Source organism: Stenotrophomonas sp. GW821-FHT01H02A (assembly GCF_059422145.1).
In genome coordinates, this window is the sequence record NZ_JBWKWI010000006.1 from 187,026 (window position 1) to 212,338 (window position 25,313).

25 protein-coding genes and 1 tRNA gene are annotated in these 25,313 nt (G+C 66.6%); 17 read left to right on the forward strand and 9 right to left on the reverse strand.

The window, feature by feature from the left end; genetic code table 11:
- Positions 1–84 precede the first annotated feature (84 nt).
- A complete protein-coding gene (locus AC07WC_RS11310) occupies positions 85–1,386 on the forward strand; it encodes an O-antigen ligase family protein (RefSeq protein ID WP_495210074.1) in 1,302 nt (433 codons plus the stop codon).
- On the opposite strand, the gene AC07WC_RS11315 is transcribed toward AC07WC_RS11310, so the two are convergent.
- Entirely contained in the window at positions 1,371–2,189 is an 819-nt protein-coding gene (locus AC07WC_RS11315; protein ID WP_495210075.1) for a glycosyltransferase family 2 protein, read from the reverse strand. The genes AC07WC_RS11310 and AC07WC_RS11315 overlap by 16 nt on opposite strands.
- Between AC07WC_RS11315 and AC07WC_RS11320 the strand changes: the two genes are divergently transcribed.
- Complete coding sequence (locus AC07WC_RS11320) at positions 2,188–3,246, forward strand: CDP-glycerol glycerophosphotransferase family protein (protein WP_495210149.1); 1,059 nt, start codon at positions 2,188–2,190, stop codon at positions 3,244–3,246. The two genes, AC07WC_RS11315 and AC07WC_RS11320, sit on opposite strands and share 2 nt — an antisense overlap.
- Before the next feature lie 120 nt (positions 3,247–3,366).
- Here the strand turns inward: AC07WC_RS11320 and AC07WC_RS11325 are convergent, their stop codons facing one another.
- From AC07WC_RS11325 to AC07WC_RS11340, 4 genes are all read right to left on the reverse strand, one after another.
- Positions 3,367–4,884, reverse strand: a complete 1,518-nt coding sequence (locus AC07WC_RS11325; protein WP_495210076.1) for a PH domain-containing protein — start codon at positions 4,882–4,884, stop codon at positions 3,367–3,369.
- Positions 4,881–5,396 carry a PH domain-containing protein gene (locus AC07WC_RS11330; protein WP_495210077.1) on the reverse strand — a complete coding sequence of 172 codons (516 nt, stop codon included), beginning with the start codon at positions 5,394–5,396 and terminating at the stop codon, positions 4,881–4,883. Before AC07WC_RS11330 ends, AC07WC_RS11325 begins: the two co-directional genes overlap by 4 nt.
- Before the next feature lie 85 nt (positions 5,397–5,481).
- On the reverse strand, positions 5,482–6,615 hold the full coding sequence (gene ribA, locus AC07WC_RS11335; RefSeq protein ID WP_495210078.1) for a GTP cyclohydrolase II RibA: 1,134 nt from the start codon (positions 6,613–6,615) through the stop codon (positions 5,482–5,484).
- A gap of 68 nt (positions 6,616–6,683) precedes the next feature.
- Positions 6,684–7,601 (reverse strand): lauroyl acyltransferase, encoded by a 918-nt coding sequence (locus tag AC07WC_RS11340; RefSeq protein WP_495210079.1) that lies wholly within the window; start codon positions 7,599–7,601, stop codon positions 6,684–6,686.
- 85 nt (positions 7,602–7,686) lie between these two features.
- On the opposite strand from AC07WC_RS11340, the gene dtd reads away from it, so the two are divergent.
- From dtd to arcD, 12 genes are all read left to right on the forward strand, one after another.
- Positions 7,687–8,127 (forward strand): D-aminoacyl-tRNA deacylase, encoded by a 441-nt coding sequence (gene dtd, locus AC07WC_RS11345; protein WP_495210080.1) that lies wholly within the window; start codon positions 7,687–7,689, stop codon positions 8,125–8,127.
- 90 nt (positions 8,128–8,217) lie between these two features.
- On the forward strand, positions 8,218–10,065 hold the full coding sequence (gene rpoD / locus AC07WC_RS11350; protein ID WP_495210081.1) for an RNA polymerase sigma factor RpoD: 1,848 nt from the start codon (positions 8,218–8,220) through the stop codon (positions 10,063–10,065).
- 177 nt (positions 10,066–10,242) lie between these two features.
- Positions 10,243–10,896: a hypothetical protein gene (locus tag AC07WC_RS11355; protein WP_495210082.1), complete on the forward strand. Its 654-nt coding sequence runs from the start codon at positions 10,243–10,245 to the stop codon at positions 10,894–10,896.
- Positions 10,897–11,064: 168 nt separating this feature from the next.
- Positions 11,065–12,465 carry a type II toxin-antitoxin system HipA family toxin YjjJ gene (gene yjjJ, locus AC07WC_RS11360; RefSeq protein ID WP_495210083.1) on the forward strand — a complete coding sequence of 467 codons (1,401 nt, stop codon included), beginning with the start codon at positions 11,065–11,067 and terminating at the stop codon, positions 12,463–12,465.
- A 56-nt stretch (positions 12,466–12,521) separates the two neighbouring features.
- A tRNA-Ile gene (locus AC07WC_RS11365) sits at positions 12,522–12,597 on the forward strand.
- Between the two features lie 678 nt (positions 12,598–13,275).
- On the forward strand, positions 13,276–13,458 hold the full coding sequence (locus AC07WC_RS11370; RefSeq protein WP_495210084.1) for a hypothetical protein: 183 nt from the start codon (positions 13,276–13,278) through the stop codon (positions 13,456–13,458).
- Positions 13,459–13,523: 65 nt separating this feature from the next.
- Complete coding sequence (locus tag AC07WC_RS11375; protein ID WP_495210085.1) at positions 13,524–13,820, forward strand: hypothetical protein; 297 nt, start codon at positions 13,524–13,526, stop codon at positions 13,818–13,820.
- A 243-nt stretch (positions 13,821–14,063) separates the two neighbouring features.
- A complete protein-coding gene (locus AC07WC_RS11380) occupies positions 14,064–15,119 on the forward strand; it encodes a DUF5694 domain-containing protein (RefSeq protein ID WP_495210086.1) in 1,056 nt (351 codons plus the stop codon).
- A gap of 119 nt (positions 15,120–15,238) precedes the next feature.
- Positions 15,239–16,285: a DUF5694 domain-containing protein gene (locus AC07WC_RS11385; RefSeq protein ID WP_495210087.1), complete on the forward strand. Its 1,047-nt coding sequence runs from the start codon at positions 15,239–15,241 to the stop codon at positions 16,283–16,285.
- Between the two features lie 243 nt (positions 16,286–16,528).
- A complete protein-coding gene (locus AC07WC_RS11390) occupies positions 16,529–17,068 on the forward strand; it encodes a hypothetical protein (protein WP_495210088.1) in 540 nt (179 codons plus the stop codon).
- A gap of 269 nt (positions 17,069–17,337) precedes the next feature.
- Entirely contained in the window at positions 17,338–18,804 is a 1,467-nt protein-coding gene (locus AC07WC_RS11395) for a SulP family inorganic anion transporter (protein ID WP_495210089.1), read from the forward strand.
- Positions 18,805–18,916: 112 nt separating this feature from the next.
- Positions 18,917–20,341, forward strand: coding sequence for an arginine-ornithine antiporter (gene arcD / locus AC07WC_RS11400; RefSeq protein WP_495210090.1), 1,425 nt, complete (start codon positions 18,917–18,919; stop codon positions 20,339–20,341).
- 15 nt (positions 20,342–20,356) lie between these two features.
- Here the strand turns inward: arcD and AC07WC_RS11405 are convergent, their stop codons facing one another.
- Genes AC07WC_RS11405 through AC07WC_RS11415 form a run of 3 tightly spaced genes read right to left on the reverse strand, consistent with a single transcriptional unit; the run spans position 20,357 to position 22,868 of the window.
- On the reverse strand, positions 20,357–21,460 hold the full coding sequence (locus AC07WC_RS11405; protein WP_495210091.1) for an ArsO family NAD(P)H-dependent flavin-containing monooxygenase: 1,104 nt from the start codon (positions 21,458–21,460) through the stop codon (positions 20,357–20,359).
- A complete protein-coding gene (gene arsB / locus AC07WC_RS11410; protein ID WP_495210092.1) occupies positions 21,460–22,527 on the reverse strand; it encodes an ACR3 family arsenite efflux transporter in 1,068 nt (355 codons plus the stop codon). The genes AC07WC_RS11405 and arsB overlap by 1 nt, the downstream gene beginning before the upstream one ends.
- Before the next feature lie 14 nt (positions 22,528–22,541).
- Positions 22,542–22,868: an ArsR/SmtB family transcription factor gene (locus AC07WC_RS11415; protein ID WP_495210093.1), complete on the reverse strand. Its 327-nt coding sequence runs from the start codon at positions 22,866–22,868 to the stop codon at positions 22,542–22,544.
- 39 nt (positions 22,869–22,907) lie between these two features.
- Here AC07WC_RS11415 and arsH point away from each other — a divergent pair, with 39 nt between their 5' ends.
- Together arsH and arsC are read left to right on the forward strand one after the other, a co-directional pair.
- Complete coding sequence (arsH, locus tag AC07WC_RS11420) at positions 22,908–23,657, forward strand: arsenical resistance protein ArsH (protein WP_495210094.1); 750 nt, start codon at positions 22,908–22,910, stop codon at positions 23,655–23,657.
- Positions 23,654–24,088: an arsenate reductase (glutaredoxin) gene (gene arsC, locus AC07WC_RS11425; RefSeq protein WP_495210095.1), complete on the forward strand. Its 435-nt coding sequence runs from the start codon at positions 23,654–23,656 to the stop codon at positions 24,086–24,088. The genes arsH and arsC overlap by 4 nt, the downstream gene beginning before the upstream one ends.
- A gap of 30 nt (positions 24,089–24,118) precedes the next feature.
- On the opposite strand, the gene AC07WC_RS11430 is transcribed toward arsC, so the two are convergent.
- Positions 24,119–24,508 (reverse strand): DUF2628 domain-containing protein, encoded by a 390-nt coding sequence (locus AC07WC_RS11430; protein ID WP_495210096.1) that lies wholly within the window; start codon positions 24,506–24,508, stop codon positions 24,119–24,121.
- Between the two features lie 194 nt (positions 24,509–24,702).
- On the opposite strand from AC07WC_RS11430, the gene AC07WC_RS11435 reads away from it, so the two are divergent.
- Entirely contained in the window at positions 24,703–24,882 is a 180-nt protein-coding gene (locus AC07WC_RS11435; RefSeq protein ID WP_495210097.1) for a hypothetical protein, read from the forward strand.
- Positions 24,883–25,313: the final 431 nt, after the last annotated feature.

The window sequence follows — 25,313 nt, forward strand, 5'->3', positions numbered from 1 at the left end:
GCGTGTACCGCAGGTCCGTGGGCGCCGGTCGCGTCCTGTGCAATCACGGGCGTGCGTGCCTGAGTGTGGCAATCGAGGTTGGCAATGACGTTTTCCCCTGCATCCGAGCCGACCACGCCCGCCTCCCTGCCGCCGTTGCAGGGGCGTGCCGGCGTGGCGCATTGGATCGCCACCGTGGGCCTGTTCTGCATGCCCGCCCTGGTGCTGACCCTGCCGCAGAACCTGCTGCCGTACGGCATCCTTCTGCTGTTGAGCACGTTGTTGGCGCCGGATTACCTGTGGCGCGCGCGCGGCCTGGCCGGGCGGCCGGTGAAGGCCCTGGCCTGGCTGGTGCTGGCGGCGATCGCCTTCGCGCTGCTCTCGATCTACCTGTTCGAGCAGGGGCTGCGCGATATCGACAATCGCTCCCGCTTCGTGGTGATTCCCTGGATCGCGCTGTGGGTCTGTGCCCTGCGGCCGGACATCCGCTGGCTGTGGGCGGGTGCCCTGGCGGGCCTGCTCGGCACGATGGTGCTGTCGATCGTGCAGGTGGCCGGCGGCGCGCCACGTGCCGACCTGAGCACCAACGCGATCGTGCTGGCCGACATCGTGCTGGTGCTGATGGTGCTGCTGGTGTTCTGCCGGCCCCACCATCGCTGGACGTGGGTGATCGTGGGCATGGTCGCCGGCTGCGTAACCATCGTGCTCAGCGGCAGCCGCGGGGTCTGGCTGGCCCTGCTGGCATTGCTGGTGGTGATGGCGATGAGCCTGCGCTGGCGCACCGGCCCCGCACGCCTGGGCGTGCTGCTGGCGCTGGTCGCGATCGCCGGCACCTTGACCCTGACCATCCCGAGCCTGCGCGAGCAGGTCCGCCTGACCGAACTCAAGCACGACGTGGTGCGGATGGAGCGCGGTGACAGCGATTCCTCCGCCGGTGCGCGCGTGGAACGGCTGCAGGTGGCGTACGAGACGTTCCTCGACCATCCGCTGACCGGCGTGGGCATCGGCCATTTCGACAGCGCCATGCAGCGCCTGCCGGTGTGCCGTGACGATCCGGGTGAGCAGCGCTGCCACCTGGGCCACGCGCACAATGATCTGGCCGAGTGGGCCGCTACCCAGGGCGCACCCGGCCTGCTGTTGCTGCTGGCGATCTACGGCGTGCCGCTATGGGTGTTCACCGGCCTGCACCGGCGCAGCGGCGAGCAGACCTTCCGTGGCCCGGCCGCCGCCGGGATCATGGTGGTGGTGACCTACGTGCTGTGCGGCATCACCCAGTCGATGTTCGCGCACCAGATCACGGCCAGCTTCTACGTGACCATCGTCGGCCTGCTGGCCGGACTGTCGATCGTCCAGGGCCACACGCGCCGGCTGGCGTTGGCGCGGGCTCAGGCTCAGGGCCCGGGCTGATCCCGCGGCGGGTCGACGACCGGCTGCCCGTTCTGCAGCATCCACAGCATGATGGTCTTCTGGCGCACGTAGTTGGCGCGGACATAGGCGTAGACCAGCCCGTGCCAGCCATCGCGGAACCCGCCGCGCAACACCAGCCCGCGCCAGAACCGCCACGCCGGGGCCAGGATCAGCTTGGGCAGGGTGGCGCGCTTGCCGCGCGCGAACTCGTGCTCGGCCATCATCCGTGCATAGCGCTGGGTCTTGAGCAGTTGCTGCTCCAGCGAACGGTAGGGGTAATGGATCAGATCGCCGCGCAGGGTGCCCACCGCGCCATCGATGCTGGCCGCCTCATGGATCTCGCGCTTGCCGCGCCAGCCGCCGTGGCGGCGGTCGAACAGGCGCAGCACGCGGTCCGGGTAGGCGTTGCCGTGCGTGAGGAACTTGCCGAAATACTCGGACAGCCGCGCGAAGCGGTAACCGTGGTGGCCGGCGAAGCCCTTGCCCTGGGCGGACAGGATCGCCTCGCGCAGGGCGTCGCTGACGCGTTCATCGGCGTCCAGGCACAGCACCCAGTCATGGGTCGCCTGCTCGACGCAGAACGCCTTCTGGCTGCGGAAGCCATCGAACGGCCGCTGCAGCACGCGGGCCCCGGCCGCGGTCGCGATCGCCACCGTGGCATCGGTGGAGTGTGAGTCAACCACCACGATCTCGTCGCAGAAGGCCAGCGAGGCCAGACAGTCGCCGATGCGGTCGGCTTCATTGAACGCGATAATGCAGGCCGAAATGCGAGGCCGTTCAGTGGGAGCGGTCGAGGAGGACATGATGGCCGAGTACCTGCTGTTTGCGACGGAGCGTTATGCGCTGCCCATTCTCGCCCCTCTGGCGCAGGCGTTGCACGCATCCGGTCAATCGGTGTCGGCCTGGTTCGCCGATGGCGCTGCCGGCGCGACGCTGCCCGGCGTGCCCAACGTCGGTCTGGAAGAGGCGCTGGCGCTGCGCCCGCGCGCGGTGTTCAGCGCTGCCAACTGGGTGCCGCCGTTCATCGCCGGGGCCAAGGTGCAGGTTTTCCACGGCTTCAACGTGCAGAAGCGCGACAGTGCCCGCGGCCACTTCCGGGTGCGCGGTCTGTTCGACCTGTACTGCACCCAGGGCCCGGCCACCACCACGCCATTCCGCGAGCTGGCCGCGCGCGAGGGCCATTTCGCGGTGGCCGAGACCGGCTGGCCGAAACTGGACCCGCTGTTCCGCGATGACGGTGGCCTGAGCGCGGGATTGCGCGTGCCGGCGCAGGGCCGCCCGGTGATCCTGTTCGGCTCGACCTTCACCGAGCGCTTGAGCGCGGCGCCACACCTGTACGACCCGATCGCCGCCGACATCGCGCGCGGCGGGCACTACTGGCTGCTGACCCTGCACCCCAAGTGCGCCCCGGAGCTGTTCGAGCGCTACCGCGCGCTGGCCGGTCCGCATGCGCGCTTCATCGAGCCGGAGCAGGTGATGGCCGCGCAGCGTGCCGCCGATGTGCTGGTCTCGGACACCTCGTCGATCGTGTCCGAGTTCATCGTGCAGCACAAACCGGTGGTGACCTTCCGCAACCGCGTTCCGCAGCCGCACATGATCGATTTCGACGACGCTGCGCAGCTGCCCGCGATGCTGGCCCAGGCGTTGGCTCCTGCCCCGGCGTTGATGGCCGAGATCCGGCGCTACGCCGATACCATCCACCCGTTCCGCGATGGCTATTCCTCCGAGCGGGTGATCGCCGCGACCGAGGATTTCCTGTCCGGCGAACTCGGCACGCTCAAGCGCAAACCGTTCGGCGCGTGGACGCGCGGCCTGCAGATCCGCAAGGATCTCGGGTACTGGGGGCCGGCCAAGCGCTGAAGCACCCTTGGCGATGTCGGTCGGGTTAAGGCGAGCCGGCGAGCAGCCGACAGCACCGGGATGCACCCCCTGCGTGGACGGTGTTCATCCGGTCGGTCCACGCCGTGCGTGGAGGCTCGGCTACCAGCGCAGGCGGCGCTTGGCCAACGCCCGGCCCAGCTGCTCATACACTGCGCGTGCTTCGGCCTCCGGCAGGTACTGCAGCACCAGCGGCGTGCCCATGCCCGCGCCGGCGGTATCCAGCCACACGCTGGCCGTGCCCAGCCGGCGGTCCAGCGGCGAGCGGGTCAGGCGCAGCGCCTGCAGCTTGTCCAGCTCTGCAAAGCGCCACCAGCGCTGCCACCAGCCGCCACGCACGGCCACGTAGTTGTCATCCAGGTGATAGCCGATGCGGTCCATCTGCCGGTGCGCGCGGAATGCCGACCACGGCAACCACAGCAGCAACAGCGCGCCCCACGGACCGCCGTACCAGATCGCGCCCGCGCTCAGCAGCGGAACCACGCACAGCGCGCCCAGGCACAGCCGCCACCAGCCGCGCCTCTGAACCGGCTGCCAGCGCGCCGGCGGCCACTGCAGGTGTGGCAGCAGATGCTGGACCAGCCCATCGCACACCGCCGGGGTGGCCAGCGGTGCAAGCTCACGCAGATCACGCCGCTCGCCTTCGCCGGGGTTGCCGGCCGCGATATCGATGCGCAGTTGCCGGCGCTGGAACCAGCGCTGCAGGGCCGTCTCGCGCAGCGTCCAGGCCTGGATCCGGCGCCGCGCCACGCTGGTGCGCATGCGCGTCAACAGTCCGCTGGCCACGGTCAGCCGACGCTCGTGCTCACTGAGCCGGAAACCGTAATAGCGCAGCAGCGCGAGCACCACCGAGAGCACCCGCAGCAGCACCCAGAAACCGGCCACGGCCAGCACTGCGGCAATCGCCCAGAGCCACATGCCAGGGTGCAGGTGGCTGGCATAGCCGAAGGCCTGGCGCCCGCCTGCTTCGATCACATCGGACACGCTGCCACGCGGGAACAATTGCAGCATCGCACCCAGCACCGCCACCACCACGACCCAGCCGCGGTTGGACAACAGCCCGATGCGGATGACCTCGCCGGGGCCCAGCGCCAGCAGCACGTCCTCGGCAGGCTCGGCAAGCGCCGCCTCGCCCCCGGCCGCGGCCGGCGCTGCCTGGCCACGCTGGCGGACCAGCCGCTCCAGTGCGAGCGCCTGGTCCAGCTTGAGCACCCGCATTTCTGCCTCGGGTCGGTTGCCGCCGGCCGATTCCAGCTTCAGCTCGGCCACCCCGAACAGGCGGTGCAACGGGTTCTGGTGCACCACCACGTTGTGGATGCGGGCGAAGGGAATCTCGCGGCGATTGCGCGCGAACACGCCGCTGCGCACCGTGATTGCCGTCGCCCCGATCCGGTAGCGGTAAGTGAGGTACTGCAGCACCGAGTACGCCACCAGCACCACCACGGCGATCACCGGGCCGATCGACAACCAGAACTCATCGCGGTCGCCGCGCTGGCCGAACACCACCAGCGCGATCAACGGCACCAGGCCCTGGCGCAGCTGCATCAGCAGTACGAACAGCCACGACCAGGGATGCAGCCGCTGCTCCGGCGCGGCATCAAGCGGCGGCGGAATACTCACAGGGCGTCGTCGTCCTGGTCCAGCTGGTGCGCGAGGGTGTCGCGCAGGCGCTCGGCGTCGGCGCTGTCCAGGCCGCTGAGGGTGACCGCGCTGAAGCGGCTGCTGGCGGTATGCACGACCAGCGTGCTCAACCCGGCGCTGCGCTCGATCGGGCCGCGGCGCAGGTCCAGGTGCTGCACGCGCGAGGTCGGTACGCGGGTTTCGTTCTGCCAGAGCAGGTCGCGGCGCAGCCCGAGGCCCTGGGCATCAAGCCGCCAATAGGTACGGCGCTGGCGGCGGAAGGCGAGGGCGGCACCGAGCAGGGCGCCGAGTACCACCATGCCGGCCGCGCCCCACCAGCGTCCGGGCAGGTCGAACACCACCCAGAGCGTACCCAGCACGCCGCCGATCAGCAGCGCGCCGGCGATCGCACCGCCGAAGGCGGCCAGCGAGGCCGAACGCAGCGGCAGGGGTTGCCAGTCGGGGGCCACGGGCAACGGCGGCGGCACGGGAGTGTCGAGGAGATCGGGCAAGGCAGGGCGCTCGGCTGGAAACAGGCCGGGCGCATGCGTGCAGGTGCAACCGCCCGTGGCGCAGACGGTAGCAGGTTGCCGTGGGCTATTGCGCGGCCTGGATCAGCGCATCCACATCGAGCAGGTGGCCGGCGCGTTCGGCCTTGGTGCGCAGGTACTGTTCGTTCTCGGCGGTGATGTCGCCGGTGACCGGCACGCAATCGACCACGTCGATGCCGGCATTGCGCAGGCGCTGGGCCTTGGTGGGGTTGTTGCTGAGCAGTTGCACGCGGGTCACGCCCAGGCCCTGCAGCATCGCCACGGCACTGCCGTACCGGCGCTCGTCGGCACCAAAACCAAGCTGCGCATCGGCGTCGATCGTATCCAGCCCATCGTGCTGGTAACCGTAGGCGCGCATCTTCGCGGCGATGCCGGTGCCACGACCTTCCTGGTCCAGGTATAGCAGCACGCCGCCGCCAAGTTCCTTGAGCTTGCGCAGGCCGCGCCGCAGCTGGTCGCCGCAGTCGCATTTCAGCGAGCCGAACAGATCGCCGGTCAGGCAGGAGGAATGCACGCGCACCGGCACCACGGCGGACAGGTCCGGGGTGCCGACGATGATCGCGACCTGGTCGCGCTGGGCCACGCCACCGCGGAACACCGCGAACTCGGTCATGCCGACCTCGCGCAACGGCACCGGCGAGCGGGCCACCAGCTCATAGGCATGGGCGGCCTGCTCGGCGCCCTGGCTCAGGTCGCACAGCGAGACCTGGGCGCAGCCATCGAAGCGGCGGTCCTCGGGGTTCAACAGCACCCCGACCATCGCCGGCAGCAGCAGGCCGAGCCGGGCGATCTCCACCGCGCCATCGTCCAGCGCTTCACCGCCGGTCCAGCCCGGCGGCATCGCGCCGGGATCGCGCAGGTAGCTGAGCGAAGGCAGGGCATCGAAGTCGATCCCGGCCAGCGGCACGCGCGCGCCGCGTTCGGCACTGACCCCGAGCACGCGGGTGCGGGTGGCGGTGAGGAACAGGTAGTGGCGATCTTCCGCGGCGGCAGCGAAGGCGGTGAAGCTGGTGCGGGTGCTGCTGTCCAGCGCGATGAAGGCCAGGCGCTGGCCGTGGCCATCGTCGATCACCACCGGGCGGCCGGCACGCAGTTCGGCCACCGCGCGCTCGCAGCGGATCGCGGCCGGATCGCCGAACAGGGAAGAAGCAGGGGACATGGCAGGGGCCGTGGGGGACATCGTGGTTTCCACAGTGGGGACGGATCGCGGCGATTCAATCGCACCAGGGGCGCGACGCTGCGTCGCAGTCAGTGCGGATGGTCCTCGGTGGCATAGGGATCGTCCTCGCCGCTTTCCGGTGGGCGCAGCGTATAGCGCTTGTAGGTCCACTGATACTGCGCCGGATCACGCCGGGCGATGCGCTCGATGCCGGCGTTGAGGGCGCTGGCGGCGGTTCGCGGGTCCGGATCGGCGACGCTGGGCGGGGCCGCCTCGATGTGCAGGGCGAACTCCATGCCAGGGCCGATCCGCTCGCACCAGCCGTACAGCACCGTCGCGCCGGTGCGCTCGGCCAGCCGGTTGACCAGGGTCATGGTCAGCGCCTCCACCCCGAAGAACGGCGCGAACACGCCGTCGCCGGCCTTGGGCTGCTGGTCGGGCAGGATGCCGGTGGCGCCGCCGTCCTTGAGCACCTTGAACAGCTGGCGCACGGCCGGGCCCTCGGCCCGGACCTGCTGGACGTTGTCGCCGCCGCGGACCAGCTGCAGGAAGGCATCGCCCACCGCTTCATCCGGGGCCTTGTAGACGATCGCGATCGGCCCGCGCGAGGCCAGCCACTGGTTGAGCAGCTCCCAATTGCCGTAATGCGGGGCGGCCACGATCACGCCCTTGCCGGCGGCCAGGGCGGCGTCGTACAGCGCCTCGCCATGGCGCTCGGTCAGCCGGGCCAGATTGCGCTCGCGCGGCTGGGTCCACAGGCGCAGGGTCTCGATCGCCTGCAGCGCGGTGGAGCGCAGCACGTTCCGGTGCAGCACCGCACGCTCGGTGTCGCTCAGCTCGGGGTAGGCCAATTCGAGGTTGCGGCGGGTGACGCGGCTCTCACGGGCATTGAGACGGATCCACAGCCCGGCCAGCAGCGTCGCGAAAGCGCGCAGCCAGGACCAGGGCAGGCGGGTGAACAGGGCAGCGGCGCGGTAGGCCAGGCGGGCGGTGGTGTGCGGTTTCATCACCGTGAAGTCTAGCCGCTGGCGGCCAGCCTGTCGGCGCGCGGGCGCGTTAAGGTAGGCCGCCTTCAGTTGCGGAGCCCCGTCCATGCGTGTCCTGATCCAGCGCGTCAGCGAAGCCAGCGTCCGTGTCCAGGACACCGTCGTCGGCCAGATCGGGCCGGGCCTGCTGGCCCTGGTGGGCATGGAGCCGGGCGATACCGAGGCGCAGATCGCCCGGATGGCCGCTCGCCTGCTCGGTTATCGTGTCTTTGGCGATGAGACCGGCAAAATGAACCGGTCCCTGCACGATACCGGCGGCGGGCTGCTGCTGGTCAGCCAATTCACCCTGGCGGCCGATACATCCAGCGGGATGCGGCCGGGCTTCAGTACCGCCGCGCCGCCAGCGGAGGCTGAACGCGGATTCAATCGACTGGTCGAGATCTGCAGACAAAAACACGCTCCGGGGGTGGAAACCGGGCAGTTTGGTGCCCATATGGTTGTCAGCCTGGTCAACGATGGTCCCGTGACCTTCCTGCTCAGACCCTAGCCCCCGGGACCACCGCCCGGGAACGCGGGGCGCCGGGCTGGTATAATGCTAGGTTCTATTCCCTCTCCCAGCCGGTGGCGCGAGCACTACATGGCCAACGAACGTCCTGCCCAGCAAAACGACATCAAGCTTCTGATCAGCAAGGGCCTGGAACAGGGCTACCTGACCTACGCCGAAGTCAATGACCATCTGCCCGACGACATCGTCGACCCGGAGCAGATCGAAGATATCATCGGCATGATCAACGGCATGGGCATTGATGTCCATGAAGTTGCTCCCGATGCAGAAACCCTGTTGCTCAACGATGGCAACACCGGCAACCGCGAAGTCGATGACACCGCGGCCGAAGAAGCCGCCGCCGCGCTGAGCGCGCTCGACACCGAAGGTGGCCGCACCACCGACCCGGTGCGCATGTACATGCGCGAAATGGGTACCGTCGAGCTGCTGACCCGCGAAGGCGAAATCGCCATCGCCAAGCGCATCGAAGAAGGTCTGGGCCAGGTCCAGGCCGCACTCGGTACCTTCCCGGTATCGGTGGAATCGCTGCTGGCCGACTACGACGCGCACAAGGAAGGCAAGAAGCGCCTGGCCGAAGTGATCGTCGGCTTCAACGACCTGGTCGAAGAAGTCCCGGCCCCGGCCGTGGCCGAAGACACCAGCGAAGAGGCTGATGAAGACGCCGATGAAGATGACGACGGCGACGACGTCGAGGAAGAGGCCGGCCCGACCGGTCCGGATCCGGAAGAAGTCGCACGCCGCATGCAGGCCCTGAGCGACGCGTACACCGCGTTCAAGAAGGCCGCTGCCAAGGGTGACCGCAAGCCGCTGGCCAAGCTGCGCGACGACATGGCTGCCGTGTTCGTGACCCTGAAGCTGCCGTTGCCGCTGACCGATGTGCTGGTCAAGCAGCTGCGCGACGTCATGGCCTCGATCAAGTCCCACGAACGCCGCGTGCTGAACCTGGCGACGGTGATCGCGCGCATGCCGCGCAAGGACTTCATCCGCTCGTGGGAAGGCAACCAGACCAACCTGGAGTGGGTGGAAGACGCACTGAAGCGCAAGCAGAAGTGGTCCTCGGCCCTGCGTGACGTGAAGGACCAGATCATCGCCGAACAGCAGGCGACGATCGACATCGAGAAGACCACCTGGCTGGAACTGGACGAGCTGAAGGAAATCAGCCGCGCCATGGCCTACGGTGAAGCGCGCGCACGCAAGGCCAAGAAGGAAATGGTCGAAGCCAACCTCCGCCTGGTCATCTCGATCGCCAAGAAGTACACCAACCGCGGCCTGCAGTTCCTCGACCTGATCCAGGAAGGCAACATCGGCCTGATGAAGGCCGTGGACAAGTTCGAATACCGCCGTGGTTACAAGTTCTCCACGTATGCGACCTGGTGGATCCGCCAGGCCATCACCCGTTCGATCGCCGATCAGGCGCGCACCATCCGTATCCCGGTGCACATGATCGAAACGATCAACAAGTTGAACCGCATTTCCCGCCAGATGCTCCAGCAGTACGGCCGCGAGGCCACGCCGGAGGAGCTGGCCAAGGAAATGGACATGCCGGAAGACAAGATCCGCAAGGTGATGAAGATCGCCAAGGAGCCGATCTCGATGGAAACCCCGATCGGCGACGACGAGGATTCCCATCTGGGCGACTTCATCGAGGACACCAACGTGGAGTCCCCGATCGAGAACACCACCAACATCAACTTGTCTGAAACCGTGCGCGACGTGCTGGCCGGCCTCACCCCGAGGGAAGCCAAGGTACTGCGCATGCGCTTCGGCATCGACATGAACACCGACCACACCCTCGAGGAAGTCGGCAAGCAGTTCGACGTCACCCGCGAGCGCATCCGCCAGATCGAAGCCAAGGCGCTGCGCAAGCTGCGTCACCCGAGCCGGTCCGAGCAGCTGCGCAGCTTCCTGGATATCGATTGATCGATTCCAGCGCACCGCGTTGAAACCCGACAGACCCCGCGCAAGCGGGGTTTGTTTTTTGGGGCGGGTGGCGGTCGCGTGTCGTGCAGGCGCAGGCGCCTGCGTGGATGGAGTAGGATGCGCGTCGCTTCGAGTATGTGGATCAATGGAATGTCGATGAAGAAATGGTTGCTTGCAGTGTCCCTGTGTCCCCTCACCGCGCTGGCCGCAGAGCCGCAGCAACCTGCCTGCAACGCGGGCGATTTTTTCCAGACCCAGCCCGACCTCACGGTCGGCCGCGTCGTGGATGCCGGCAACGTGGCCCTGGTGGGTGAGCGCGCCGGCTGCCTGGACACGCCGCAGGACGGCTGCCGCAGCGGCGATGAGGTCGAACCGGGCAGCAGCCTGGTGATCGGCAGCCGCTGGAACGACTACTACTGCGTGCAGGTTCTGCCACCCGGCAAAGCGGTGGTGGGCTGGGCGCCGGAACAGCGTGTCATGAAGACCGGCCACATGGCCGACACCGACTTCAGCAGCTGGCTGGGGCAGTGGGACGGCAGCGCCGGGCGCGTGCTGGAGATCCAGGCCGAGGGCGACACGCTGCATCTGCGCATGCTGCCAGCGGGCGGCAAAGGCAAGGGCACGCTGATCGGCAGCGCCGAACCGATGGGCGATGAGCTGTTCCTGGGCGAGGAACCCTGCGCAGTGCGGGCCTCGTTGCAAGGGTCGAAGCTGGTGCTTACCGACAACGGGCAGTGCGCGATCGGCGGGGCCAGCCCGGGTGGCGTGTACTCGAGCCGGGCGGCGGCGCAGCGGATGGAGCGGTTGTTCGAGGGGGTGGGGGATCGCTAGGTTGTTTCTGTTAATTTTGTTGCTTTTTTCGTAACTTAATTGCTGATGTGCTTTTGCTATGGCCGAGACGATGTTCTTTCAATCAGTGGCTTAGAGGTTTCATGAGGTTGCGGGTCGCCGAAGATTGGCGTATAGGTTCGTAACTTAATTCGTTCTGAAACTCAGGCCATGGCCCGTCCCCGTACCGTCCAGCTCCAGACGCTGTTCGACAACCTGCCTGCCGGCGAAGTCGTATCAGCTGCCGATCTCGTTGATCGCCTGGGGGTTACCCGGACAACGTTGAGTCGTCTTGTCGCCGAGGCCGGGGACCGCGTGGTGCGACTGGGCCGCACCCGCGCCACGGCCTATGCCGTCCGCCAGCAGACCGCCGCGGGCAGCGAGTGGCCGCTGTTCCGGTTGCGCCCGGATGCCACCCTCGAAGAACTGGGCGCGGTCGTGGCACTCACGGGCGAAACCTTCCACGTGGCGACCAGCGCCGCACGTCCCAATCTGACCCGTTCGCCCGACGAGACCGTCGACGGCCACTTCCCAGGGCTGCCGTGGTATCTGGACGACCTGCGTCCACAGGGCTTCCTCGGGCGTACGTTCGCGCATCGTCGCGGGCGTGACCTGGGCATCCCCGACGACCTCAATCGCTGGCACTTGGGTGACACCCTGCAGGCGCTGGTACGTGCAGGCGGCACCGAGATCGGTGATCTCCTGCTGGGCGGCGATGCCGTGCAGATGGCGTTGCGTGCGCTCGATGCGCCAGGCGATCACGTCCTGGCTGGGCAGCGCGCACGTCGTTATCCCGAGCGCGCCGCAGCGGCACTTGAAGGCGAAGACGTCGGATCGTCGCCCGGTGGCGAGCAACCGAAGTTCACTGCCACGGTGGAGCATGAGGGAGGGCGCTATGCGGCGCTGGTGAAGTTCGCGCAGCCCACCGCAGGCGAGGCCGCCGAGCGCTGGGCGGACCTGCTGGTCTGCGAGCACCTCGCCCTGCAGTGCCTGCGCGACGTGGGCGTGCCCGCAGCAGCGTCGGAGATCCTCCATACCGACACACATACCTTCCTGGAGGTGCAGCGCTTCGACCGCACCGCCGACGTGCTCGGCCGTCGCGGCTTCGTCTCGCTGCTGGCGCTGTCCTCGGCCTTCGTCGGTGACGTGACCGCGGACTGGGGAACCGCTGCCGACGCGCTGCTGATGCAGGGCTGGGTCGATCGCGACGCACAGGCCGCGATGGGAAGGCTGCACGCATTCGGCCGGCTGATCGGCAACAGCGACATGCATCAGGGCAATCTGGGTTTCCACCTGGTTGATCGCGGCCCGCTGCCGTTGGCGCCCGCCTATGACATGTTGCCGATGTCATTGGCACCCTCGCGCACAGGGGTGCTGCGTGTGGCTACGCCGCTCGCCTCCATCGCGCCGGAGCGCAGCGGCCAGCTCGCGCACCTGCACTGGGCAGCGCCGCTGGCGGTGGACTACTGGCACCGTGTGGCGGGTTCGGCGCTGCTGCGCTCGAGCGTGCTGCGTGAGCTGGCGGTGGAGAATGCGTGTCGGGTGCAGGAAATGGGGCGGCGCTTCGGCTGATGTGAGGGTTGCAGTGGAAAGCGCCTGCGGGCCTCCACTACACTGTGCGGCCGCAAGGGCCTATAGCTCAACGGTTAGAGCAGAGGACTCATAATCCTTTGGTTCCAGGTTCGAATCCTGGTGGGCCCACCAATGCAGCAGGCGGCGCGACCACAGCAGCGCTGTGTTGCCGAGCCGCGCGGAGACGTCGGCGGTCTCTCAGGGATCGACGCCGAGAACCGACGCCGTGCAAGCCTGATTCTGGTGGCGTATCCACCCAGAGACGGCGATCCGGGCAGAGCTGGTACTTGAAGTGATGATCCAGCTATCTACACCTTCCAGCTTGGGCCCGGGCGACATGGCGTTCGCCAGTTGTGCCGCGTGTACGTCGACAGCAATGCACGCCTCGTCTGCGCGTTGATGTCGTCAAGGCCCGTCAATCTTTACAGCCTCGACCGACGGTCGTGAGGAAGTCCTGGAAAACACGGCGCCGTCGCTGCGGGTGAATCGTGGGCGTCGAGTGGTGCCACCGAAAGTTTCAAAAGAAACTTCGATTTTCACGACCCGCAATGCACATCTGAATCGGCCGGGAAAGGTGCCCTGACGGCTTCCGCGCTCGAACAGTAAATAGGAATATACAAAAACAAGAATCCAGCGCATTTCGTTTTTGTTAAGTGCGCGTCAACTATCGTTCCGCCCCGTTTGACGGCGCCACTAGTGGATTGGCCGATTTCGCGATGCGGTTTTGCGCATCGCTTCATGTGCGCGTGGCGGTATGCGGCGCAGTTTTCCATCGGCCACGTGTCGATTGGCTTTCAGAGAGGTTGAATCATGAAGTTTCTCATTATCCCGGCAGCGCTTGCCGTGACATTGCTTGTGTCCGGCTGTACGACCAGCAGCTGGATCCAGGCCGCCGGTGGCGTGATGCAGGCAAAGGATGACTACGATAAGCAGGCGCGCAACCAGCGCATCCGCGACGCCAACGCGGCGGCAGCACGCGCACGCCGGCCATGAGCATCGCCCGCATGACCAGGGCGGCCCTGCTTGCATGCGGTGTCGCTGCAGGCCTGTCCGGATGCATGCCCAGCGTCCTTCAATATGACCGCGGCAATCCGGTCGTGATGAGTTCGCTGCAGCAGGGGGCGACGCGCGAGTCTGTCCTGAGCGCCGCGGGCCGGCCGCTGGACGCAGTGGTGCTGCCCGGCATCAACGGCGTCTGCTACAACTACCTGCTGCGCAACCGCGGCAACAGCTCGCCCTACTATGTGGCCTTCAACGCGCAGGGGCGCGTCGTCAATGCAGGCTATATCGACTGCGAGAAGGCACTAGCGGCGGGCTACCTGGACGCCAGTGAGCCGATCAAGCCGCGCTACTGATTGAACGACGACGCGATGCGCACGCGCGTCATCGCAGCAGCGACGGCGCCTGGCTAGTACGGTCCGCGAACGCAATCCACAGCCGACTATCTTGGCAGTAGGCGGCGTCGGGAAATGGGTGCCGGCGCCCATAAGCCGGAAAGAACTCCCGCACGGCGCCTTTGGTCCCCGTGTCATTCGGCAGGTGTCGCCGTCGCCGCACCTTGCTAAAACAGCCGGCAAGCAAATCTCAGGTCATGGATGATGAACCGACGCTACTCACGGTTGTGCGGCTGCCTGGCAATGCTGCTCCCTGCGGTCACGTATGCGGCTGTGGACCTTGCGGCGCTGGACAAGGACATGGCCGGCCCTCGTACCGAAATTCTCGTGCTGGGCAGCGTGCACCTGAGCGAGTACAGGGATTTCGACTGCACATCGCTTGGTCCCGTATTGGACAGGCTTGCCGCGTTCAAACCGGCGTTCATTACGATCGAAGCGCTCAGTGGCGAGCAGTGCGATCTCGCGATGCGCCACCCGTTGGTCTATGGCAAGGATTTCTGTGCGAGCACGGAGAAAGCGAAGACGGCCACCGGCCTCGATGTACCTTCCGCAATCGCTGAGATCAACACGCAATTGAAGGTGTGGCCAGCGGCGCCCACACCTGCGCAGCGTCGCAGGCTGGCCGCCGTGTTCCTGGCCGCCGGTGAGCGGGCGTCGGCGTACGTGCAGTGGTTGCAGCTGCCCCGTGCGGAACAGCACGCCGGCGACGGATTGGATGGGACCCTGGTCGAGATGCTGGAGCATTTCGGTACGCGCAACAACGAGGACTATCAGATTGCCGCCCGCCTGGCGGCGCGACTGGGGCACCAGCGCGTGTACCCGGTCGATGACTACACCGGCGGGAGGCACCAGATTCCCGATCGCGAGGCCTTCGGAAAGGCGGTGCAGGATGCATGGAGCAAAGACCGGTCCCAACTGCAGCCGGTCATTGACGAGCAGAAGCGCCTCGTCACCGCCAAGGACATGCTCTCGCTGTACCGCCTCACCAATGCGCCGCGGACGCAGGCGGTGATGGCCGAGTCCAACGTGCGCCCGGCCCTGGCCGCGGTGTCCGTGCAGCACTATCCGCAGATGTGGGTGCAAGGGTGGGAGATCCGCAATCTGCGCATGGTCGCCAACGTGCTGGATGTGGTTCGCCTCCATCCCGGCTCCCGCGTGCTCTCCGTCGTCGGTGCCTCGCACAAGCCCTGGTTCGATGGTTGGCTGGCCCAGATGTCCGGCGTCGATATCGTGGATGCAGAGGACGTGCTCAAGGAATAGAGCGCGCACTTCGTGGTGCCACGATGGAGGCTGCCGTGGGCCCCCGTGCCATCCGGCACGTGGCCCGGCCTGCATCGGCCTGCTAGAAAGGCGGCCACGGACCCCTCTAGAGGTGATGCATGAAGCAACGCGTGTTGTCGGCCTGGGTGATGGCCCTGATCCCGGTCTGCGCCCAGGCGCAGATCGACCTGGCGAGCCTGGACAAGGACATGGTCGGCCCACGCACGGAGATTCTCGTGCTGGGCAGCGTCCACCTCAGCGAACATGAGGCCTTCGATCCCAAGGCACTGGATCCGTTGCTGGACAGGTTGGCCGCCTTCAAGCCCGGCTACATCACCATCGAGGCCATCAACGGCGAGCAGTGCGACCTGGCCAAGCGCCATGCCGCCGCCTACGGCGATGATTATTGCGCCAGCACGGAGACCGCGAAGACGGCCACGGGACTGGAGGTGCCCGCCGCGATCGTGCAGCTCAACACGACGCTCGCCACCTGGCCGGCATCGCCCACGCCCGCGCAGCGTCGCCAACTGGCCGCGCTGTTCCTTGCGGCTGGCGAACGGGCATCCGCGTACGTGCAGTGGCTGCAGCTGCCCATGGGCGAGCGACGGGCAGGCGATGGCCTGGACGGCACCCTGGTCGAGCTGCTCGAGCAGATCGAAACGCGCAGGAACGAGAGCTACCAGATCGCTGCGGTCCTTGCCGCGCGACTCGGGCTGCAGCGCGTTTACGCGGTCGACGACCATACCGGTGACAATCACAGGATCGCGGACCGCAAGGCGTTCAGCGCGGCGCTCCAGCAGGCGTGGAGTGGGTATGGCCCCACGTTCGATGCCATGACGGAACGCGAGGCGGCCTTCATCGCGTCCAACGACCTGCTCTCGCTATATCGCAGCGTCAACGATCCCGCGGCGCTGCAGGTGCTCGCCGAGTCCAACGTGCGCCCAACGCTGGCTGCCGTGTCACCGCAGCACTATCCGCAGATCTGGGTGCAGGGCTGGGAGATCCGCAATCTGCGCATGGTCGCCAACATCCTGGAAGTCGTGCGCGACCACCCGGGCTCCCGCGTGCTCTCCATCGTCGGCGCCTCGCACAAGCCGTGGTTCGATGGCTGGCTGGGGCAGGTCTCGGGGGTGGACGTCATCGATGTGCAGCGCGTGATGGAGTGATCCATCGCAAGACTCGATTCATCGTTCGACGCTGGTCAGCGCGCACATCGCTCAGGAGCCAATGCGTGAGACTTACTTGTGAAGTAAAGTGAATGCAATTGTCGTGCAATGCTTGGATGTCAGGGGGAAGGGATGAGGAAGGTAATCTTTGGGCTGTGCTTTGGTTTCTTCAGTTTTACTTCGTTAGCCCAACAACAGTCTTCAGATGCTCTCCGCTTGTCGGAGATGCTGGACTCACAGTCAATGGACGTCCGTCGCGAAGCCTCTAGCCAGATATTTGGCTCTGGACTCAACAACGCCAAGCTGAACGCACAGCTGGCTGACATGATTGGCGAGGGCATCGGGGGATTGGATAAGAACTCACCGCGCATTGACGAGATCGCTTGGCATGTGAAGGCACTCGCAGCTTCTGGTGATGCGAAGTACTTGCCGCTGCTCAGCGACCTCAGCAACTCCAATATCCGAAAGCTCGCCCGACATGCCACTGATGCCAAAAAAGTGATGGAAGCAGCCATCGCATCCGGGCGGCCGTATCTGCATTACTCCAAGGTTCGCGTGATCACGGAAAAGCAGTCCGAGGCATGTGAGTTCGTCGTTCAGCAGACTTGCGAAACAAGCCGAGCTGCGGACAAGTGCGTGGATTCGCATAAGGACAATGCCGCAAGTGCGGGCGCCAATGCGATCATGCTTTTGCTAACCAGCAGTCAATCGAGTGGTCTGGCTGCGCTTCCATTTGGCGGAAGCACCACGATGTTGGCCAATTACTACAAATGTAGTTTGTAGTTGAACTAACTGGATAGAGCTTGAATGGAGTGCAGAAGAGGTGAGCGCATCCTGCGCGGGGGCACGACGGCCGGACAATCTCCAGCGGTTTGAGGCCACCGGGTTACTGCGCTATCCTGCGCGCCGTTTTCGCTGCCCCGGCAGGACCCTTGTGATGACGCCGCCCTGATACCGCGTTGACGACGCGCCGGCCCTCGCGCTGGCTCAGGGAGTGCTTTGTCTTCATCACACAACGCGCCGTGCGCATCGCCGGTGCGTGGAGTCCGTCCATGTCTGTGTCCTACCCGCTGCGCCAGCAATGGCTCGGCAACATCCGCGGTGATCTGCTGTCCGGCGCCGTGGTCGCCCTCGCGCTGATTCCCGAAGCGATCGCGTTCTCCATCATCGCCGGGGTCGACCCCAAGGTCGGCCTGTATGCCTCGTTCTGCATCGCGGTGGTCACCGCCATCGCGGGTGGACGGCCGGGCATGATCTCCGCGGCCACCGGCGCGATGGCGCTGGTGATGGTCGATCTGGTCCGCGACCACGGCCTGCAGTATCTGCTGGCCGCCACGATCCTGGCCGGGCTGCTGCAGATCGTGGCCGGCGCGCTGAAACTCGGCGCGCTGATGCGCTTCGTCTCGCGCTCGGTGATCACCGGCTTCGTCAACGCGCTGGCGATCCTGATCTTCCTGGCGCAGTTGCCGGAGCTGATCGGGATGCCATGGACGGTGTACGCCGTGTGCGCGGCGGGCCTGGCGATCATCTACCTGCTGCCGCTGCTGACCCGCGCGGTGCCGTCGCCGCTGGTGGCGATCGTGGTGTTGACCGCGCTGTCGATCTGGCTCGGACTGGACATCCGTACCGTCGGCGACATGGGCGCGTTGCCGGACAGCCTGCCGACCTTCCTGCTGCCCGACGTGCCGCTCACCTGGGAAACGCTGCGCATCCTGCTGCCGGTCTCGGCCACGCTGGCGGTGGTCGGCCTGCTGGAGTCGATGATGACCGCGCAGATCGTGGAAGACATGACCGACACGCCCAGCCAGCGCAGCCGCGAGTGTGCCGGGCAGGGCCTGGCCAACATCACGGCCGGGCTGTTCGGCGGCATGGGCGGCTGCGCCATGATCGGGCAGTCGGTGATCAACGTCTCGTCCGGTGGCCGCGGACGGCTGTCCTGCCTGGTCGCGGGCGTGCTGTTGCTGCTGCTGGTGGTCTACGGTGCGGACTGGGTCCGGCAGATTCCGATGGCCGCGCTGGTCGCGGTGATGATCATGGTCAGCTTCGGCACCTTTCACTGGCGCTCGTTCGCCGAGTTCCGGCTGCATCCCAAAAGCTCGTCGGTGGTGATGCTGGGCACGGTGGTCGTCACCGTGGCCACGCATGACCTGGCCAAGGGTGTGCTGACCGGGGTGCTGCTGTCGGCGCTGTTCTTTGCCCGCAAGGTGGGCCGGATGCTGGACATCGTCGCCGCCGGAACAGCGGAGGGTGGTCGCGTGTACACCGTCAGCGGCCAGGTGTTCTTCGCTTCGGCCGGGCAGTTCGCCGCGGCCTTCGATCTGCTGCACGTGCCCGAACGCGTGGTGATCGATCTGACCCATGCGCACTTCTGGGATCTCAGTGCGGTCGGTGCACTGGAGCGGGTGACCGGCAAGCTGCGCGCGCGGGGCGCCAGCGTGGAGGTGATCGGACTCAATGCCGCCAGCCAGACGTTGGTCGAGCGGCTGGGGCGCGGCGAGCGTGGCGCGGGCATTCACTGAACACGGTCAGGCAGCAGCGGCCAGCATCGCAGCCGGAGACCGGCAGGCCTTCTGATCCGGATCAACGCGCCGACACATTCGGCGCGCTATCCTCTCCGGGCATGGTGAGCACATGACCTCCCGTTCCGACCGGCTGGGCCTGACCGCGCTGACTGCCCTGGTGGTCGGGTCGATGATCGGTGCTGGCATCTTCTCGTTGCCGCAGAACATCGCGCGCAGCGCCGGCCCGGGCGTGGCCTTGATCGGCTGGATGATCAGTGGGCTGGGCATGTTGATGCTGGCCTTCGTGTTCCAGAATCTGGCCAACCGCAAGCCTGAACTGGATACCGGCATCTATGCCTACGCGCGGGCCGGGTTCGGCGATTACATCGGCTTCTCCGCGGCCTGGGGCTACTGGGTCTGCTCGCTGCTCGGCAACGTCAGCTACTTCGTGCTGATCTTCAGCGGGCTGGGTTATTTCGTCCCGGCCTTCGGCGAGGGCAATACGTGGCAGGCGGTGGCGTGTGCCTCGGTGCTGTTGTGGGCGATGCACGCGATGATCCTGCGTGGCATCCGCCAGGCCGCGCTGGTCAATGCCGTGGTCACTGTGGCCAAGATCGTGCCGATCGTGGTGTTTCTGATCATCGCTGCGGTCGGCTTCAAGGCCGACATTTTTACTGGCGATTTCTGGGGCACGGCCGAGCTCGGCAGCGTGGGCGAGCAGCTGCGCGGCATGATGCTGATCACGGTGTGGGTGTTCATCGGCATCGAGGGCGCCAGCATCTACTCGCGGCGCGCGGCCAAACGTTCGGATGTCGGGCGCGCGACCATCATCGGGTTCCTGTGCGTGCTCGCGCTGCTGATGCTGGTCAATCTGCTCTCCATGGGCGTGCTGCGCCAGGACGCACTCGCCCATGCGCGCAACCCCTCGATGGCATTCGTACTGGAGGCCATCGTCGGGCCGTGGGGCGCTACGTTGATCATCATCGGCATGATCGTCTCGGTGCTGGGGGCCTTGCTGGCGTGGGTCCTGCTGTGCGCCGAAGTGCTGTACGCGGCGGCGGGGGATGGCACGATGCCGGCGTTCCTCGGGCGCGAGAACGCACGCCAGGTGCCGGCCAATGCGTTGTGGCTCACCAACGGACTGATCCAGCTGTTTCTGATCATCACCCTGTTCAGTGCCGGCACCTATACGAGCCTGGTGCTGCTGGGGGCGTCGATGAGCCTGGTGCCCTATCTGTTCTCGGCCGGCTACGGCGCGTTGCTCGCCCTGCGCGGCGAGACCTATGCCGGTCAGGCCCGGCTGCGTGCCCGCGATCTGTTGGTGGCCGGCTTGGCAACGCTCTACGCGCTGTGGCTGGTCTATGCCGGTGGACTGTCCCAGGTGCTGCTCTCGGTACTGCTGTACGCACCGGGTATCGCCATGTTCGCAACCGCCAAGCACCAGCATGGGCAACGGCTGTTCACCCGGGCGGAGCGGGTGATCGTGGCGGTCGTGATCGTCGTTGCCGGCTGGGCAGCGTGGGGGCTCTACCAGGGCCATCTGCACCTGGCATGAGCACCCGGCGACGGCTCAGCCGTGGGTGCTGCGTTGTACGAAGGCCTCTACCTCCGCCACCGTGCTGCGCGCGCTGCGGGTGACCCCGATCAGCGTGGCCGAGGCCATGCCGGTCCACTCGCCATACCCGACCAGCCACAGCCCGGGCACCCCGATGGCCGCGGTGCCATTGACCGGTACACGGCCCTGATCGTCCAGCACCTGCAGGGCGGCAAGATGCTGCAATGCCGGCTGGAAGCCGGTGCACCAGACGATCGCGTCGAATGCGATGTCCCGGCCGTCCGCCCAATGGGCGCCGGTGGGGGTCAACGCCGCGAACATCGGCAGGCTGTGCAGCACGCCGCGTTCGCGCGCGTCACGGAGGCTGTCGACCATGACGATGTCGCCCAGTCCGACGGCGGCCGGTGGCGCGTCCTCGCCGGCCTGGAGCGCCCGCCAGCGAGCGGTGGCCCGTTCGAACAGCACGTGGCCGTCGACATCGTCGGGCAGGAAGCGGGGCGGCGCCTGGGTGATCCAGTACGATTCGGCGCGCGTGGACAGCTCGGTGTGGATCTGCGCACCGGAGTTGCCGCCGCCGACCACCGCCACGCGCCGGCAGGCGAACGGCAGCGGTGATTGGTAGCGGGAGGAGTGCAGCTGCACGCCGCGGAACAGATCGCAGCCAGGGTAGGTGGGTACGACCGGATGTCGCCACGTGCCGGTCGCACTGATCACGGCGCGGGCACGCCACGTGCGGCCGACGTCAGCTGTCAGGAGGAAGCCGTCCTCGCGGTGCTGCACCTGTTCCACCCGTACCGGACGCTGCACCGGCAATGCATAGCGCTGTTCGTACTGGCGCAGATAGTCCACCACCGCATCGCGGTGCGGGTATCCCGGCCCCGATGCCGGCATCGGCCAGCCGGCGATGCCGCTCGAGGATGCCGGCGAGAACAGCCGCAGTGAATCCCAGCCATGCTGCCAGGCACCACCAGGCGATGCTTCGGCATCGAGCAGGCAGAACGACAGCGCGGTGCGGCGCAGGAAGTAGCCCAGCGCGAGGGCGGACTGCCCACCGCCGATGACGATGACGTCGTAACCCTCCGTGGCGATCGTGGGCAGGTCTGTCGAAGCGGCCGCCATCACGGTTGCCGTGCTGCCGGGAGGGCGGGAAACCCGCGGCGCCCCAGCCGCAGCGCCAGATGCACCAGTGCGATCAATACCGGCACTTCCACCAGTGGCCCGATCACGGCGGCGAACGCGACCGGCGAGCCCAGGCCGAAGGCGGCGATCGCCACGGCGATGGCCAGTTCGAAGTTGTTGCCGGTCGCGGTGAAGGCGATGGCGGTAGTGCGCGGGTAGTCGCGTGCGATCCAGCGGCCCATGAAGAAGCTCAACAGGAACTGCACGAAGAAGTAGATCGTCAGCGGGATGGCGATGCGCACCGCATCCAGCGGAATGCGCACGACATCGCCGCCCTTGAGGCTGAACATCGCCACGATGGTGAACAGCAGCGCGATCAATGTGATCGGGCTGATCGCCGGCAGGAAACGGGTTTCGTACCAGGTGGCGCCGCGTAGCCGCAGCAGCAGCCGCCGTCCCAGGTAGCCCGCCGCGAACGGGATGCCCAGGTAGACCATCACCGCGCCTGCGATGGTCCACGTGCTGACATCGATCACGCTGCGCTGCAGCCCGAACAGCGGCGGCAGCACGCTCAGGAACAGCCACGCATAGACGCTGAAGAAGGCGATCTGGAACAGCGAGTTGAACGCGACCAGACCGGCGACGTACTGATTGTCGCCGCGCGCCAGCTGGTTCCAGACCAGCACCATGGCGATGCAGCGGGCCAGCCCGATCAGGATCAGCCCGGTCATGTACTCCGGGCGGTCGTGCAGGAACAGCGCGGCCAGCGCGAACATCAGCACCGGCCCCACCACCCAGTTCTGCAGCAGCGACAGGGCCAGCACACGTTTGTCGGCGAAGACGGCGGGCAGGGCTTCGTACTTCACCTTGGCCAAGGGCGGATACATCATCAGGATCAGGCCCACGGCAATGGGCAGATTGGTGCCGCCGAGGGTCATGGCATCCAACGCGACGGGTAGGCCGTCGAACAGGGTGCCCAGCGCCACGCCAAGCGCCATCGCCGCGAAGATCCACAGGGTCAGCCAACGATCCAGGAAGGACAGCCGGGGAGGGGAGGAGGTCGTCATCGTCAGTGGTACGGTCAACGCGGCGACGCGCACTGACCGGCTGGACCGCAGTCCGCCTCGCCGGCGCAGCAGTTCTCGGTCAGGTAGCCGATCAGGCCATTCATCGCCTCGAAATCGGCGCGGTAGCAGATGCTGCGCCCGCGCGGCTCGGCGCTGACCAGCCCGGCCGCGCTCAGTTCCTTGAGATGGAAGGACAGGGTGGCACCGGGCAGGCCGAGCTCGGTGGCGATCTCGCCGGCCAACCGGCCGCCGCGACCGGCCTGGACCAGCAGGCGGAAGACGCTCAGACGGGTGCCGTGGCCGAGGGCGGCAAGGGCATGGGTTGCGGTGATATGTTCCATGTTTCTAGAATAGTCGAACAATTGAAGCGGAGCAACCCCATGTCCCACCTGCCCAACCTGACCGCCGCCGCGGTCCATATCCCGGATTCCGCCCGCCTGTCGGCCCCGGCCAGTGCGCATCCACCCCGGATCCTGGTGCTGTACGGGTCGCTGCGCCCGCAGTCCTACAGCCGATTGCTCGCCCGGGAAGTAGAGCGCCTGCTGCAGCACTTCGGCGCCGAGGTCCGCTTGTTCGATCCGCATGGCCTGCCGCTGGTCGACGCGGTGGATGCCGGGCACCCCAGGGTCCAGCAGCTCCGTGCCTGGTCGCAGTGGTCAGAGGGCCAGGTCTGGATCAGCCCCGAGCGCCACGGCACCCTCAGCGCGGTGTTCAAGAACCAGATCGATTGGTTGCCGTTGTCGGAAGGCAGCGTACGCCCGACCCAAGGGCGCAGCCTGGCAGTGATGCAGGTGTGTGGCGGCTCGCAGTCCTTCAACGTGGTCAATGCCCTGCGGGTGCTCGGGCGCTGGATGCGGATGGTGACCATCCCCAACCAGTCCTCGGTCGCCAAGGCGTGGCAGGAGTTCGATGCGGATGGCCGGATGAAGCCTTCCGCCTACTACGACCGCGTGGTGGACGTGGTCGAAGAACTGGTGAAGTTCACCCTGTTGGTCCGTGACCAGCGTGACTACCTAACCGATCGCTACAGTGAGCGCAAAGGCGATCTGGACGCAGCGCGCCTGGCCAGCGCCGCCGGCGTGGTGGAGGTGGTTGCGACCCTGCCGCTGGTCGTGGGAGACCGCGCATGAAGGCGGTCATCTATCACAACCCGGCCTGCGCCACCTCACGCAACGTGCTCGCGCTGATGCGGCATGCCGGGGTCGAGCCGGAGGTGGTGCTGTATCTGCAGACGCCGCCTGACCGCGAGCGTTTGATCGGGCTGATTGCGGCGGCGGGCCTGCAGGTGCGCGATGCGCTGCGCGAGAAGGGCACGCCCTATGCCGACCTCGGCCTGGCCGATCCGACCCTGGATGACGCGCAGTTGCTCGATGCGATGCTGGCACAGCCGATCCTGATCAACCGGCCGTTCGTGCAGACCGCCCTCGGGGTGCGCCTGGCGCGGCCCTCGGAGACCGTACTGGAGATCCTGCCGCCGGTGCACGCCCCGTTCCGCAAGGAGGATGGCGAGGTGGTGATCGACGCAGAGGGCGCACGCCCCACGAAAAAGCCCGGTCAGTGACCGGGCTCTTCTTGCGTGCCTGCGCGTTGCTTACCAGCGCATGCCGGCGAAGGGGTTCCAGCTGGTGTCGCCCTTCACTTTTTCCAGGTAGTACGAATAGTTGGTGGTCAGCGCGATCACAAACGACCAGGCCACACCGATCGCGCGGTCGACCGCGTCCGGCAGGAACGCCAGGAAGATCGCCAGCACCAGGGTGATGCCCAGGATGGTCAGCGCCTTGCGCCACATGCCCAGGATCAGCAGGTAGATCCAGCTGAAGAACAGGGCGAAGAAGTTGACGTTGATCTTGATTTTCTGGCCGAACGACAGCGTCTTGAAAGCGGCCTTGAAGGTCGGCGAATTGGGAGCGCCGTGCTGTTCGAAGAAGTTGAAGCGGAACTGCCACTTGGGGCTGTAGGGTGAAGAAGTGTTGGAATCCATATCCGAATTGTGTGTTGAAAACGCTTACATGATGCCGGCAAGCAATTGATTGGCGCCAATTTTTCGACACTTCGTATGACGTGTCGCTGGGACTGCAAGCACCGTCACACATTCGTCCCGGTTTTCCGCTAGGGTGCGCAATCCGCGCGGCCGGAAGCCCCGCGGGTCACGAGAAGTCAACGAGATGCCAGACCATGTCCATTGATGTGATGTCCCCCGAGCGCCCTGCAGCAGGACCGCAGATCACCCCGTGCCCGGTCGCCACGCAGGCGCAACACCTGCTTGCCCAGTTGCAGTTCTCGCAGGTGAGCGCGCGCGCGCTGTCGCGCCCGCCGGTCGACACCGATCTGCCCACCGCCGCCACCGCCGCCTGAGCGGAGTACTGCGCCGCATCCGGTAACGATGCAGTGCGGCCAGCCGCTGGGGGAAAACTGCGCACCGGCGGCGCATCCGGCCCCGGCCAAGCCACGCTGCGAGGGCCGGTCCTGCCTCGCGATCGTCCCCGGCTCCAGATCCAAGATGAATGGGCAGAGGCCCATGGCACAGGGCCTGCGGCGGCTTGGCCGCGGGGGCGTTTGGCATTGTCTCGATCTAAAAGCTGAATGCGGGGAAATCCCCGGTCGGCCCTTCGCGCGCACCTTACATTTCGCGCCATAGACTGAGCTGCATTTTTCGTCTCAAGTCGGTTGGAGAGTTCGTGGGTTCCGGTAGTCACAGACAACAGCTGCGTGCCGGTCTCCGGTCCGCACCGACAGGACGCATGCGTGCCATCGAGCACGCCGGGCTCAGGACGCCCCTTTCAATA

Excerpts from the sequence above, each read along its gene's own strand:
- AC07WC_RS11310 (WP_495210074.1), top strand. The coding sequence starts at position 85 with ATGACGTTTTCCCCTGCATCCGAGCCGACCACGCCCGCCTCCCTGCCG.
- AC07WC_RS11320 (WP_495210149.1), top strand. The coding sequence starts at position 2,188 with ATGATGGCCGAGTACCTGCTGTTTGCGACGGAGCGTTATGCGCTGCCC.
- AC07WC_RS11315 (WP_495210075.1), bottom strand. The coding sequence starts at position 2,189 with ATGTCCTCCTCGACCGCTCCCACTGAACGGCCTCGCATTTCGGCCTGC.
- ribA (WP_495210078.1), bottom strand. The coding sequence starts at position 6,615 with ATGTCCCCCACGGCCCCTGCCATGTCCCCTGCTTCTTCCCTGTTCGGC.
- AC07WC_RS11340 (WP_495210079.1), bottom strand. The coding sequence starts at position 7,601 with ATGAAACCGCACACCACCGCCCGCCTGGCCTACCGCGCCGCTGCCCTG.
- dtd (WP_495210080.1), top strand. The coding sequence starts at position 7,687 with ATGCGTGTCCTGATCCAGCGCGTCAGCGAAGCCAGCGTCCGTGTCCAG.
- rpoD (WP_495210081.1), top strand. The coding sequence starts at position 8,218 with ATGGCCAACGAACGTCCTGCCCAGCAAAACGACATCAAGCTTCTGATC.
- yjjJ (WP_495210083.1), top strand. The coding sequence starts at position 11,065 with ATGGCCCGTCCCCGTACCGTCCAGCTCCAGACGCTGTTCGACAACCTG.
- AC07WC_RS11370 (WP_495210084.1), top strand. The coding sequence starts at position 13,276 with ATGAAGTTTCTCATTATCCCGGCAGCGCTTGCCGTGACATTGCTTGTG.
- AC07WC_RS11375 (WP_495210085.1), top strand. The coding sequence starts at position 13,524 with ATGCCCAGCGTCCTTCAATATGACCGCGGCAATCCGGTCGTGATGAGT.
- AC07WC_RS11380 (WP_495210086.1), top strand. The coding sequence starts at position 14,064 with ATGAACCGACGCTACTCACGGTTGTGCGGCTGCCTGGCAATGCTGCTC.
- AC07WC_RS11385 (WP_495210087.1), top strand. The coding sequence starts at position 15,239 with ATGAAGCAACGCGTGTTGTCGGCCTGGGTGATGGCCCTGATCCCGGTC.
- AC07WC_RS11390 (WP_495210088.1), top strand. The coding sequence starts at position 16,529 with ATGGACGTCCGTCGCGAAGCCTCTAGCCAGATATTTGGCTCTGGACTC.
- AC07WC_RS11395 (WP_495210089.1), top strand. The coding sequence starts at position 17,338 with ATGTCTGTGTCCTACCCGCTGCGCCAGCAATGGCTCGGCAACATCCGC.
- arcD (WP_495210090.1), top strand. The coding sequence starts at position 18,917 with ATGACCTCCCGTTCCGACCGGCTGGGCCTGACCGCGCTGACTGCCCTG.
- AC07WC_RS11405 (WP_495210091.1), bottom strand. The coding sequence starts at position 21,460 with ATGGCGGCCGCTTCGACAGACCTGCCCACGATCGCCACGGAGGGTTAC.
- arsB (WP_495210092.1), bottom strand. The coding sequence starts at position 22,527 with ATGACGACCTCCTCCCCTCCCCGGCTGTCCTTCCTGGATCGTTGGCTG.
- AC07WC_RS11415 (WP_495210093.1), bottom strand. The coding sequence starts at position 22,868 with ATGGAACATATCACCGCAACCCATGCCCTTGCCGCCCTCGGCCACGGC.
- arsH (WP_495210094.1), top strand. The coding sequence starts at position 22,908 with ATGTCCCACCTGCCCAACCTGACCGCCGCCGCGGTCCATATCCCGGAT.
- arsC (WP_495210095.1), top strand. The coding sequence starts at position 23,654 with ATGAAGGCGGTCATCTATCACAACCCGGCCTGCGCCACCTCACGCAAC.
- AC07WC_RS11430 (WP_495210096.1), bottom strand. The coding sequence starts at position 24,508 with ATGGATTCCAACACTTCTTCACCCTACAGCCCCAAGTGGCAGTTCCGC.
- AC07WC_RS11435 (WP_495210097.1), top strand. The coding sequence starts at position 24,703 with ATGTCCATTGATGTGATGTCCCCCGAGCGCCCTGCAGCAGGACCGCAG.